The organism is Acinetobacter sp. HR7 (assembly GCF_000773685.1).
Lineage (GTDB): Bacteria > Pseudomonadota > Gammaproteobacteria > Pseudomonadales > Moraxellaceae > Acinetobacter > Acinetobacter thermotolerans.
This window is the reverse complement of the sequence record NZ_JPQO01000225.1, coordinates 1-12,484: the sequence shown is the minus strand read 5'-3', so window position 1 is coordinate 12,484 and position 12,484 is coordinate 1. Positions and strand designations below refer to the sequence as shown.

14 protein-coding genes and 1 pseudogene are annotated in these 12,484 nt (G+C 41.1%); 11 read left to right on the top strand and 4 right to left on the bottom strand.

The genetic code is table 11. The features are described from left to right. Window positions 1-51: 51 nt before the first annotated feature. Together prfA and prmC are read left to right on the top strand one after the other, a co-directional pair. Window positions 52-1,140 (top strand): peptide chain release factor 1, encoded by a 1,089-nt coding sequence (gene prfA, locus GW12_RS14810; RefSeq protein WP_034589057.1) that lies wholly within the window; start codon window positions 52-54, stop codon window positions 1,138-1,140. Further along, entirely contained in the window at window positions 1,140-1,958 is an 819-nt protein-coding gene (prmC, locus tag GW12_RS14805) for a peptide chain release factor N(5)-glutamine methyltransferase (protein ID WP_034589053.1), read from the top strand. Before prfA ends, prmC begins: the two co-directional genes overlap by 1 nt. A gap of 53 nt (window positions 1,959-2,011) precedes the next feature. Here prmC and GW12_RS14800 read toward each other — a convergent pair whose 3' ends face one another. The 3 genes and pseudogenes from GW12_RS14800 to GW12_RS14790 all read right to left on the bottom strand — a co-directional run bounded on the left by GW12_RS14800 (window position 2,012) and on the right by GW12_RS14790 (window position 4,461). Further along, a complete protein-coding gene (locus GW12_RS14800; protein WP_034589051.1) occupies window positions 2,012-2,839 on the bottom strand; it encodes an ABC transporter permease in 828 nt (275 codons plus the stop codon). Continuing rightward, window positions 2,839-3,810, bottom strand: a pseudogene (locus GW12_RS14795) (aliphatic sulfonate ABC transporter substrate-binding protein). The gene GW12_RS14800 and the pseudogene GW12_RS14795 overlap by 1 nt, the downstream one beginning before the upstream one ends. A gap of 297 nt (window positions 3,811-4,107) precedes the next feature. Continuing rightward, the gene (locus GW12_RS14790) at window positions 4,108-4,461 is read right to left on the bottom strand and encodes a hypothetical protein (RefSeq protein ID WP_034589049.1); all 354 of its coding nucleotides are present in this window, start codon (window positions 4,459-4,461) and stop codon (window positions 4,108-4,110) included. Window positions 4,462-4,767: 306 nt separating this feature from the next. Between GW12_RS14790 and GW12_RS14785 the strand changes: the two genes are divergently transcribed. Then, the gene (locus GW12_RS14785) at window positions 4,768-5,538 is read left to right on the top strand and encodes a 3-hydroxyacyl-CoA dehydrogenase (RefSeq protein ID WP_034589045.1); all 771 of its coding nucleotides are present in this window, start codon (window positions 4,768-4,770) and stop codon (window positions 5,536-5,538) included. A 186-nt stretch (window positions 5,539-5,724) separates the two neighbouring features. On the opposite strand, the gene GW12_RS14780 is transcribed toward GW12_RS14785, so the two are convergent. Further along, the gene (locus GW12_RS14780; protein WP_034589042.1) at window positions 5,725-6,237 is read right to left on the bottom strand and encodes a pyridoxamine 5'-phosphate oxidase family protein; all 513 of its coding nucleotides are present in this window, start codon (window positions 6,235-6,237) and stop codon (window positions 5,725-5,727) included. Between the two features lie 592 nt (window positions 6,238-6,829). Between GW12_RS14780 and GW12_RS14775 the strand changes: the two genes are divergently transcribed. From GW12_RS14775 to GW12_RS14740, 8 genes are all read left to right on the top strand, one after another. Next, a complete protein-coding gene (locus GW12_RS14775; protein ID WP_034589038.1) occupies window positions 6,830-7,432 on the top strand; it encodes a TetR/AcrR family transcriptional regulator in 603 nt (200 codons plus the stop codon). A 23-nt stretch (window positions 7,433-7,455) separates the two neighbouring features. Beyond that, complete coding sequence (locus tag GW12_RS16245; RefSeq protein ID WP_081403514.1) at window positions 7,456-7,863, top strand: DUF4236 domain-containing protein; 408 nt, start codon at window positions 7,456-7,458, stop codon at window positions 7,861-7,863. A 101-nt stretch (window positions 7,864-7,964) separates the two neighbouring features. Beyond that, window positions 7,965-8,702, top strand: coding sequence for a HesA/MoeB/ThiF family protein (locus tag GW12_RS14765; protein ID WP_052127942.1), 738 nt, complete (start codon window positions 7,965-7,967; stop codon window positions 8,700-8,702). A gap of 48 nt (window positions 8,703-8,750) precedes the next feature. Beyond that, window positions 8,751-10,049: an AarF/ABC1/UbiB kinase family protein gene (locus tag GW12_RS14760; RefSeq protein WP_034589033.1), complete on the top strand. Its 1,299-nt coding sequence runs from the start codon at window positions 8,751-8,753 to the stop codon at window positions 10,047-10,049. A 138-nt stretch (window positions 10,050-10,187) separates the two neighbouring features. After that, window positions 10,188-10,568: a dihydroneopterin aldolase gene (gene folB, locus GW12_RS14755; RefSeq protein ID WP_034589030.1), complete on the top strand. Its 381-nt coding sequence runs from the start codon at window positions 10,188-10,190 to the stop codon at window positions 10,566-10,568. Next, window positions 10,525-10,959, top strand: a complete 435-nt coding sequence (locus GW12_RS14750; protein ID WP_034589027.1) for a 2-amino-4-hydroxy-6-hydroxymethyldihydropteridine diphosphokinase — start codon at window positions 10,525-10,527, stop codon at window positions 10,957-10,959. Before folB ends, GW12_RS14750 begins: the two co-directional genes overlap by 44 nt. Window positions 10,960-11,070: 111 nt before the next feature. After that, window positions 11,071-11,622, top strand: coding sequence for a DUF2799 domain-containing protein (locus tag GW12_RS14745; RefSeq protein WP_034589026.1), 552 nt, complete (start codon window positions 11,071-11,073; stop codon window positions 11,620-11,622). Window positions 11,623-11,761: 139 nt separating this feature from the next. Next, a complete protein-coding gene (locus GW12_RS14740) occupies window positions 11,762-12,415 on the top strand; it encodes a hypothetical protein (RefSeq protein ID WP_034589023.1) in 654 nt (217 codons plus the stop codon). Window positions 12,416-12,484: the final 69 nt, after the last annotated feature.

Sequence of the window (12,484 nt, the reverse complement as noted above, 5' to 3'; positions counted from 1 at the left end):
TGTGCTAAGCCCTTTATTTAGACACAGCCTTTGTTTGAGAAACTTTTAAAAATGAAAGAATCGTTACGTTTACGATTAGACCAACTCTCCGACCGACACGAAGAACTGAATGCCTTACTGGCAGATGCAGAAGTCATTTCTGATAACAAACGTTTTCGTCAGTTATCTCGCGAACACAATGACCTGACTGAAATTACCGAAGTCTGGAGCAAATACAAGCAGGCAGAAGAAGACATCGAAACTGCACAGGCAATGCTGTCTGATCCTGACTTTAAGGAAATGGCACAGGAAGAGATCAAGGAAAATAAAGCCCTGATTGAACAGCTTGAAGCTGATTTGAACATCCTGATGATTCCGAAAGATCCGAATGATGCCAATTCAGCTTATCTGGAAATCCGTGCCGGTACTGGCGGTGACGAAGCAGCGATCTTCTCGGGTGATTTGTTCCGTATGTATAGCAAATATGCAGAATCACAAGGCTGGCGTATCGAAATCCTGTCTGAAAATGAAGGTGAGCACGGTGGCTATAAAGAAGTCATCTGCCTAGTGAATGGCGAAGGCGTTTATGGTCGCCTGAAATTTGAAAGTGGCGCGCATCGTGTACAGCGTGTGCCTGCGACAGAATCCCAAGGCCGTGTGCATACCTCGGCATGTACTGTAGCAATCCTGCCAGAAGTGGATGTGGATACTTCGGTGGATATTAATCCGGCTGATCTACGTATTGATACCTACCGTGCATCCGGTGCCGGTGGTCAGCACATTAACAAAACAGACTCTGCGGTGCGTATTACTCACCTTCCAACAGGTACCGTAGTGGAATGTCAGGATGAGCGTTCTCAGCATAAGAACAAGGCTAAAGCGATGGCGCTGCTTGTTTCTCGTCTGGAAAATGCCAAACGTGCAGCAGCGGATGCAGCTACCTCAGAGATGCGTCGTGACCTGGTGGGTTCAGGTGATCGTTCTGAACGTATCCGTACCTATAATTATCCGCAAGGCCGTATGACGGATCACCGTATCAACCTGACTTTATATAAGCTGGATGCGATTATGGAAGGTGATCTGACTGAGCTGCTGGATAGTCTGCATCGTGAATATCAAGCCGATCAGTTGGCTTTACTTGCACAGCAGAATGGTGGCTAATGAATATTGGACAAGCCCTCGCATTGCGAGGCGAACCTGAAAGCTACGAGCGTCAGGAAAATGCCTGGTTGTTGGAACACATCACCAAGATCGATGCTTTTGATTTGATGATGAAAAAAGACCGGGAGCTAACTCCAGAACAGGAACAAGCCTATGTTGATGGTCTGGCCCGGATTCAGGCGGGTGAACCATTGGCTTATGTGACCGGTTCACAACCATTCTGGACTTTAGATATCAAAGTCACCAAAGACACTTTGGTACCACGCCCAGATACTGAAGTGTTGGTGGAAACCGTGCTGAAACTGGACTTGCCGGAAGATGCCAGAATCGTCGATTTGGGTACCGGTACTGGTGCGATTGCTTTATCACTGGCATCGGAACGTCCCAATTGGTCAGTCACTGCTTCGGATATTTACGAGCCAACGCTGGAAGTGGCCAAATTTAATGCTGAACAACATGGCCTGGATCAGGTAAAGTTTGTACTCGGTTCATGGTTGAAACCCTTTGGTCGTCAGTTTTTTGATGTGATCATTTCCAATCCGCCGTATATCGATGCGGATGATGAGCACATGCGAGATCTGGCAACTGAGCCGGTGCGTGCATTGGTGGCGGAAAAAAATGGTTTAGCAGATTTAGAACAGATTATTCTGCAAGCCAAAAAACATCTGACAGTCAATGGTTGGGTGGTATTGGAACATGGTTATGACCAAGGCGAAGCTGTACGCCATTTATTTATCCAAGCGGGCTATAAACAGGTACGTACCGTCAGAGATTATGGTGGTAATGACCGGGTAACTTTGGGGCAATGGCCACATTAATGTTCCTGATTGGCTGAATAAAAAAGCGACCACTTGAGGTCGCTTTTTTACGATTAGGATTTTTTGATCACATCACGCCAACGGAGTAGGCGGATTTCTAACAGTTTCATAATACTGTCAGTAATTTTGCCGAGTACTGCCAGTAGAATAATGGCAATAATGACGATATCCGGACGGGAAGTTTCACGACCATCACTGAGCAAATAGCCGATTCCTTGAGTGGCAGCAATTAGCTCAGCCGCAATCATAAACATCCAAGACAGGCTCAGGCTGTTTCTTAGACCCGTCAAAATGCCCGGTGAAGCTGCAGGGAGCACAATTTGCTGAATCTGTTGCCAGTATTTCAAACGATAGACTTTTGCGACTTCGATTAGCTTGCGGTCCACACCCTGGATGGCAGCTACGGTATTGGTATAAGTGGGGAAGAAAGCACCAATCGCAATCAGGGTGATTTTAGATGCTTCGTCAATCCCTAACCAAAGTAACAATAGTGGAATCCAGGCCAGACTGGGAATGGATTTAATGGCAGAAAAAGTCGGCTCTAGAAACTCTTCGGCATGGTGGTTCAGACCAACTAGAATCGCGAATATCAAACCCAGACCACTACCAATCGCAAAGCCGACAAACACGCGCCAGGTACTGGCCCAGAGGTGTTGCTGAAGATCACCTTCAGCCAGTTCCATCAGGGATTGCCATAAGCTGCTCGGTGCAGGGAGTAAATACGGTTCGATCACGCCGTTACGAACCAGTATTTCACAAAGGAGCAGGAGAATCACCGGGATGGTGATTCCCTTGAGCAGGCTAATACTACGTGGAAAGAGAGTTGACTTGGGCTGATCTTGCTTTGCCAGTTGTTCTGAAATGGTATTTGGAACAGACATTACTTATTCACAACCTTTTGCGCATATCTGGCATCAAACAGCTGGTTGATGACCTGATTCACATTGGTACCTTTACGTACCAGTTCTTCTTCAGTCAGGATTGATCCGGCTTTTTGCAGGGCACCAATGTGTTTTGCGGTTGGGATATTCTGATCTAGATTGGTACGGCTCAGTTGTAACTTGGCAACATTTAGCGGTAGTTTGGATTCGCGAGCCAATAAGGCTGCCAGTTTGTCCGGATTGGCTTTAGCCCATTTACGTGCTTGTTCATAGGCTTTAATCACGGCTTCAATGGCTTCTGGACTTTGTTTAGCAAAGCTATCTTTGACACTGAGTACGCTATACGAGTTAAAACCAACATTGCGATACAGCAGTTTGGCACCAGACTGTACCTGAGCAGAGGCCATGAGTGGATCCAGACCTGCCCAAGCATCCACTTGTTTACGTTCCAAAGCAGTTTTGCCATCTGGATGTTGCAGATGAACCAGCTGCACATCACGTTTATTCAGACCAACTGTATCCAACGCTTGTAGGGTAAACAGAAATGGATCCGTACCTTTGGTGGCTGCGATCTTTTTCCCTTTTAGGTCTTTTAATGATTTGATATTGGAATCTTTATTGACTAATAGTGCTGTCCATTCAGGTTGGCTTTGGATATATACGGTTTTGATTGGGCTGCCGTTAGCGCGACTGAGGACTGCAGCTAGGCCTGCAGTTGAAGCAAAATCGGTGCTGCCACTATTTAGATATTCTAGGGAACGGTTGCTGCCTTGACTAAATACCCATTTCACTTTGGTGTTTGGTAGAGCTTTTTCCAGGAGTTTTTATTCTTTAACTACCAGACTGGTCGGGGCATAGTAAGCGTAATCGAGTTTTAGTTCATTTGGAATTGCTGCCGCAGCTAAGCCACTCACCAGGGAAATGGAAATTGCAATTAAGCCTAATTTCGTTGTTGATAATGATTTATACATGGGGAACTCTAATATAAGGAGGAAATTTTCGACATAAATAGCGGTAAATGAATAAACAGACAAAAAAGAAAATCAGATAATTAAATCGAGAAATAAAATATGAAGAGCTGTTTTTTATTTAAGTGTTTATATTTAAATAAATTATTTTAGTTGAGCAGATTTGGGTTGAGTTTAGCTAAAAATACCACATCTATATCGTTGGGCTTGATAAGCAGTGATTCTGAAATAAAAAGTGGGATCGATCAAAAACAACAATAAAAAAGCGGCCCTCAAGACCGCTTTTTTGTTTAGATATTTTTACATTGGATAGTCTTGCAGACAGTCAGATACTTCGATCTGATCCAGTGCATTGGTTTCCATCGCCAGACCCAAAGTCACAATTTTCAATGTGTCTGCGATCAGTTGCTCGCCTTTCAGTGCAATCCCTTGTTTTAGGCTTTCAATACGTTCCGGTGCGATTTCCAGTGCAGCCGCAGCTTCATTGATATCAATGCAGTTTAAAAATGCCACCACTGCATCTTTGAGCGCAGCATCAGAAGCATTCAGAATCTCTTTGCTTAACTGTTCAGAAAGCAGGTCAGCTGAATGAGATAAAGCATTAGAGAAGTTTTGAACCAGATTTTGGCCAAGAACATCAGTCATCTTTAACATAAGAACACCTTAAGCGGGAGAGAAAGCACTTACGACCTAAGTCATATTGCGTGAAAAATAATCTAAATTAACTCTAAATACAAAGGGTATAGGATGACCCTAGAGTTTCATTTTTTTTAGTGATAAAACTTGAAAACGAGATGTTTTTGAAAATTAATCTCTTAACTAATATTTAAAAATATTAATCGTTTTTTGGTCTTAAAATGAATGAATAAACAATAAATAAACTGTTGTGTTCATAGTTCGATTTGCTTCGATTTTGGGCAAAGATTAGTCTTAGGAAAACGAAAAAGACTAGGATCGAAAATGGAAATTAAACAAAAAGTATTTGTGGTCACGGGTGGGGCTTCTGGATTGGGTGCAGCAACCGCACGTTATCTAGTTGAACATGATGCCCGTGTGGTCATGATGGATATGAACCGGGAATTGGGGCAAAGCCTAGCTCAGGAACTAGGTGAAAATGCGCAATTTCAGCAACTGGATGTGACTGATGAAAGCGCTGCTGCAGCCTTTTTTAAGAATCTGGAACAAAGTCATGGTCAGCTCAATGGTCTGATTAACTGTGCCGGGATTGCGCCGTCGGCGAAAATTCTAGGTCGTGACGGATTACATGATCTGGCGATGTTCCAACGCGTGCTAAATATTAATGTCACTGGTACTTTTAACATGCTGCGTTTTGCTGCTGAGCTGATGGCGAAATATGAATTAAAAGAAGATGAAGAGGAACGCGGTGTGATTATCAATACAGCATCGGTTGCTGCTTTTGAAGGTCAGATCGGGCAGACAGCGTATTCTGCTTCCAAAGGTGCGGTGGTTGCGATGACTCTGCCATTAGCACGTGAGCTGTCTAAAAATGCGATTCGCGTGATGACCATTGCTCCGGGTATTATGGAAACACCAATGCTGAAAGGCTTGCCACAAAATGTGCAGGATTCATTAGGACAAATGGTGCCGTTCCCACCTCGTTTAGCTAAGCCGACTGAATATGCCAAACTGGTTGGGCATATTCTGGAAAATACTTATCTGAATGGGGAAGTGATCCGTCTGGATGGTGCAATTCGTATGGCAGCAAAATAGCCTAAGCTCTCAGAGCTTTTCTTTCATATCTGTTCAGTGCTACTTATATAAATGATTGAATTAATAATTTAATTTTAGAGTTAAGAAAGAACTTTTGGTTATCATTCAACACATCTACCTATTTGAATTTTCCAAAACTTAAGCCTCTTATTGAAGAGGCTTAATATATTCCACATACAGATTCTTTTATAAGTTTAGTTTTTCATGTTCTGTATCTGGCTCTTGAGGTTTGCCTGTCACATTGCCTTTTAAGACTTTGAACAGGTGCGTAACTTTATTATCTTTCACATCCCAGTATTCGGCACTGACAGCACGCGCGATGAGTACACGTATACTTGGATCATCTTTGCCCTGAAACCAGTTTTCTGCCCAAGGATTCCACAATTTATCTATTAAAGCGCGATCAGTACTGATTTCACCATGTGCACTAATTGATATATAAGTATCATTCGACGGTTTTGCAAAAGATAGGCCTAAATGCGTACGACCAGCATTGATTGCTTTTACAATGTCATTGGTATCTTTCATGATGAAATACAGATTTTGACGTTCGTTCAGTTGTTCTGAATTCAGCATAGTCATCGGCTGGGAATGAATTTCCTGTTCGTCAGTCTGATGGCTAATCATGGTAAAGCGTACGTCTTTGATGAGTTCCCATAATTTTTCACGTTGATTATGTTCAGCATGTTGTTCTGCCATGAGTAATCTCCAATTTTATTTAAAGTTAAAGCTGGATCGTGATAGCAGCTTAAACATAATTGGAAAGGCATGCTGACAGTCTCACTGAACCTATACAGATCCATACGCAAGAGCAGGGAGTTACTACAGAAAACGTGAACAATAGCGTTGTGATTACATGCTGGTAAAAATCATTTGGGAATTGAAAATCGTTGTTGGAATAAAATAAATATATGACTGGAATTGAGTGAAAGTTTTAGAATATATAGCTGAATGATGATTACAAAAATGAAAGTACGAATAGATAAATAATTTACATTTAAGTGTTGTTAATGAAATAACAATGTAATTACATTTTTATAAAATTTCTCAACTTGGTTATTGGGATTGCATTCGTAATAAGGTCAACTGTTTTTATATAGTGTATTGAATAAAAACTGGGTGTTATTTGCTAATGAATATACATGCGGATTTAAAGAGGTTGATCATCTGCAGGGATTCAATAACCAAATGCATTGCAGGATTGGTGGTTACTGTCATAATTCAGTCAAAGCTATTTAAGAAAATGGCACCTAATCAAATTAAAAATATTCTTTAGCTAAGAGTGGTGACTATGACAAAAGTGGGTCGACCAGTGGTGATGACAGCAGAGGTACGTCGTAAGGAAATATTAAATGCGGCAGAAAAGCTCTTTGGTGAAAAAGGCTTTGAGCAGGTCACCATGTCGGAAATTGCTGAAGCTGCGGGTATGTCCAAGAAAACTCTGTATGTGCATTTTGCCGATAAGCAGGAACTGTTTAAGTCTTTGGTAACGTCTTCTTATGTCTGGTCAGATGATGTTTCGGTGAATATGAGTGATGATCCAGTCCAGCAGCTGAAAGAATGCCTGTATGGGATTGCTAATCATGTGCTCTCAGATCGACATATCAAGTTATGCCGTCTAGTGATTGTCGGTCAACTTGGAATGGAAGATCTTTCCAATACATTTTATGAAGCGGCTATTTCTATTGCTCGGAATAATTTGATTGATTGTATTCAGCGTATTCCGGAAAATCAGCGCCGTATTCAGCTATCAAGTGAAGGCCTAGCCGATATGCTATTTGGTGCGAGTATCAATAAATCATTTATCGATTCTTTATTTATGAAACAAAATATTGATCCGAAAGAGGTTTATGCATTGATTGATAGTGCAGTAGAAGCATTAATAAAAATATAATTTCTAGTCATTGAGGGGAAAATATGGGATTCAATTTCCGGAAGAGTATAAAAATTGCTCCGGGCATCCGATTAAATTTGACTCAAAAGGGGATCAGTAGTGTATCAATGGGTACTAAAGGTGCCCGAGTTAGTGCGGGTAAACGTGGAGTACAGTCAACTTTAGGGGTTCCAGGTACAGGTCTTTCTTATACGCATAAACTAAATTCCTCTTCAAAAAGTGTAAAAATTTCTGAAAATACGCTTCCAACTCTTCCACTACAGAGTTTTTCTTCTCAACCAGAACGAAAAGTAACTTTGCTTTTAGGTTTAGGGATTTTCTTCATGCCTTATATCTTTGCATGGTTTACCCTAAGAGAAGGTTATTCAACATTTGCTAGAGTCATTTGTTTTTGTCTGGTTAATTATTTTTATATTGGTTTTGAAATCTGATTAATTTCCCCTATTTTTTCTCCCAAACTTAATTTTTAATTTAATAGGATTTTTTTGTGGCAAATAAAAATGAGTTGGATTTGGAACTAAGCGATGCAGAAATGCATCTATATGCACGCCAAATTCTCCTAAATGGCTGGGATATCGAAGCTCAGGAAAAACTAAAATATTCCAATGTCCTGATTGTGGGTTGTGGCGGGATTGGTTGTGTTCTAGCAGAATTATTAGCCCGAGCCGGAGTAGGAAAAATTACCCTGATTGATCCGGATACCATTGAGATTAGTAATCTACAGCGTCAGTTGGCGTTTACCCCGCAAGATATCGGCTTTTATAAAGCAGAAACCTTGGCCAAGCGATTACAGCAAATCAATCCTCATATCCACGTGGAATATCATAATCAGGCGATTTCCAAAGATAATGCCCAAGCTTTAATTCAGCATCAGGATTTAGTTCTAGATGGTTGCGATCAGTTTGAAACTCGTTATTTAGTTAATCAAACTTGTCGACAGTTTGATGTGCCGTTAATCAGTGCTTCTGCAATCGGTTTGCAAGGGCAGCTATTTATGTCTGAAGGCGATTCAGCCTGTTATAACTGCCTGTTTCCGCAGGAAGACCAAACTGATACCGCGATGCGCTGTGCTGATTCCGGTGTACTGGCAACCACACCAAATGTGATGGCCAGCCTGCAAGCACACCACGCTTTGTTATATTTAGGTTTAGGCCAGATGCCGCTGCGCCAGAAGCTGTTATTATGGGAGGGTAGCACCATGCAGCAACGCATTCTTAAATTTGAAAAAGATGCGAATTGTCCAATTTGTCAGGCAAGATCATCCTGTTAAGCCTGAATATTTGCTAAACTCGAGAAAATTTGAAATTACCTAGACATTATGAAAAATAATATCTTCCTTGACGGTTTGCGTTCCGTGAAGCGGGTCGGTGAAACGGCTGTGATTGCGGCGCGTGCAGGCATTAAATACGCTACAGAAAAACCAAGTAATGCCAAGCTGATGCGCGAAACCTTTGAATCTTTAGGCTCGACGTATATCAAGCTCGGCCAATTTATTGCCTCTACGCCATCTTTATTTCCTCGTGAATTCGTCGAGGAGTTTCAAGGCTGTCTGGATCAGACACCAAGCCTGCCATTTAGCTATGTGCAGCAGGTGCTGGCATCCGAGTTTGAAGGTCGTAATCTGGATGAAATCTTTGCTTCTATTGAAGAAAAACCATTAGCTTCTGCCTCAATCGCGCAAGTCCATGCGGCACGACTGGTGTCTGGCGAAGATGTGGTGATCAAGGTGCAAAAGCCGGGTGTAGAAACCATTCTCTATACCGACCTGAATGTATTGCACTGGGCGACCAAACTGCTTGAAAAGGCAGTGCCTAAAGTTAAATTTGCATCTTTGGCAGATATCGTGGAAGAAATCAAAACACGTATGGTGCGTGAAGTTGATTTTATCGAGGAAGCCAAGAATCTGGATGACTTTGTCAATTACCTAAATATTACCCAGAACCGGGCAGCGACTGCACCGAAGGTTTATCACCAGTATTCAACCCGCCGTGTGCTGACCATGCAGCGTTTGTATGGTGTGTCACTGACTGATTTTGATGTGGTAAAAAAAGTAGCGAAAGACCCATCTCAGGTACTGATTACCGCGATGAATACCTGGTTCGGCAGTTTGATGATGTGTGAGAGTTTTCATGCGGATTTGCATGCTGGGAACTTGATGCTACTGGAAGATGGCCGTGTTGGCTTTATTGATTTTGGAATCGTGGGCCAGCTTAAGCCAGAAGTATGGACAGCATGTATCGCTTTTATGGATGCACTGCAAAATACCAATTACACCTTGATGGCTGAAAACATGCTGAAAATGGGTATGACTGCGGTTGAGATTGATACCAAAGTACTGGCAGCGGATCTTGAGCGTCTGTTTAGTGGTGTGATTATGGCTGATCCTCAGGAATTGCTCAGCTCAAATCCAGGCGATTTGAATGACATCATGATGGATATGGTGGCAGTAGGTGAGCGTCATGGTATCCGCTTCCCGCGTGACTTTGCCTTGCTGTTTAAGCAAATGCTGTATTTCGACCGTTTCATGCGTGTGTTAGCGCCATACACGGATATCTATGCGGATCAGCGTTTGCAGATGATTCAGACCATAGATCCAAATCTATTGTTGAAGAATTAATTTTTAAATCCCTCCCAACCTCCCTTTATAAAAGGGAGGAGTTCCTTATTGATCATTAACATCTAAGGGAATAAGTCCCTCTTTATTAAAGAGAGATTTAGGGAGATTATTTATACTTGCTATACTCCTGAGTGAAAAATGGACGCAATTATCATTGAAGGTTTGAAAGTTGAGACAGTGATTGGCTGTTTTGACTGGGAACGTCAAATTATTCAACCTTTAATGCTCGATCTGGAAATTCAGACCGATCTCGAACAAGCTTCAAATTCAGATGCCTTGGAAGATACGCTGAATTATGCCGAAATTTGTGAAATATCAGCGAAAACCATTCAGCAGGCGCAACCAGAATTGATTGAACATGCGGCAAAATTGGTACTGAATGCACTTTTTACTACCTTTGCAGCAATTGAATCGATTAAGATTACAATTCGTAAGCCTGCCATTATCGCGCAAGCCAATTCTGTAGGGATTCGTCTTGAACGCCACCGAAACGATATTCGCATTAGCACTGGCGAGTAATTGTCATCCTCAGCAACATTTTCAAGCTGCACAACAACGTATTGCTACTTGGGGCGAAGTTCAGTTTTCTCCCATCTATATCATTCCGTGTCGTGACGGGATTGGAGCAGATTACTGGAACTCTGCCTGTCTGCTTAAAGCCAACATGACTGAAGATGAAGTGATTGTACAGCTGAAACAGATGGAATCAGATTCAGGACGTATTCGTCCTTCGCATCAGATCAGTCTGGATGTTGATCTGATAGCTTGGGGCAGTAATTTAAACGAGATGGAATTTAATCCGAAAAAATTGCCACTGGCTTTGGATGTGAAAATCCCGATGCATGAGATTTGGCGACATCCTGCCTTTGAATATGATCCTCAGTATCAATATCCTCAAGTCCAAGCCTAGCTAATAATCTAGGATGAATCCGCTGATTTCTTCTAGATGAACTGGTGTAAATCCAATATAGTCTTAACTGAATTAAATATTGAATTATCAATCAGAATTTGGGGATGGTGGATGCGTTTGCTGCTAGTTTTATTGTCTGCTGCATGTGTTGGATTAAATGGCTGTGCTGTGATGTCGGTCAGTGAATGTCAGGTAGCAGACTGGCTGGATGTGGGGCAGAGAGATGCATTCGCTGGACGCCAGAAACGCTTTGCAGAATATGAAAAAGCCTGTGCCAAAGCCAATATTCAGCCGAATCAGGCACTCTATGACACAGGTTATACCAAAGGTCGTTTTGAATATTGTCAGCCTGAGGTCATCTTTCAGTCCAGTTTAGACGGCACAGGTTCTTATCAGATCTGCCCGGTGGCGCAGCATGCTGAACTGAAACCTTATCATGATGTGGCTGCACAGTATTATCAGGCGAAAAAAGCCAAAGATCAGCTATTTGATGAATTGGAACGTTATCAAGGTTATTTGCTCGATCCAAAACTGAGTAAGGAAAATCGGGAGACTTATATTCACCGGATTCGTGAACTGAAAATCAAACAGGAACGGATTGAATTTGACTATTTTGATGCGGAACGCAAACTGGCAAGATTTAAACGTGAGAAGGGCTTATAAGTATTATAATTAATTACTACTAGGATTTATCAGATCCGTTTTATCATACGATGAATGAATATTGACATTTTAATTTTCAAATTAATATTATTATTTTTTAATTACTAATTAGATAATCATGTTAATGGGTTAAATTTTTATGAAAAAAATAATCATAGCTTCTTTATTATTCAGTTTTTTTATTGCAAGTTGTGGTGGTGGAGGTGATGGGAATGGGGGTAGTACAAAAGAAAATATAAATACTCCTGATAATAAAAAGCTACAACTTCCCAACGAACTGTTATTAGGTGGTAGTTTATTAAATCCTACATATTTAAACAGCACAAGAAAATACAAGATAAGTACTAATAACTTTTATAATTATTTTTATTTCAATGGTAATCCTGAAAGTATTATTTTTTTGAAAGCTGAATATGAATTACCTTTCACTTTGCAAAATAAACAAAGATGTGGGAGAGGGTTGGGTACAATTTATGATATATATAATGAAAACAATGTTAAAGATGAAAACTATTATTGTGATGATCATTTAAAATATCATTTTATTACCAATAGCCGAAAAATTTTTCATTTACCTAGTGATATACGAGGTAATGGTACTTTATTCTTCTCTAGTGTTACGGGAAATTCAGCAATTAAACAACCTTCTGGTGAAAGTGGGACAATGAGTAATCCTAGACAGATTGGTTTTAGGAATACCATAAAAAATAATAGCTTTTATAATTTTTTTAAATACAGTGCTAAAGCAAATGAAACGATCAATATTTCTGGGCTTTGTTGCACAAAGATTTGAAATGCAAAGCGCCCCTAATTGATCCAAATTTAAGGCGTAACTTGGGTAAGTGGGCGACCTAATTCCGTA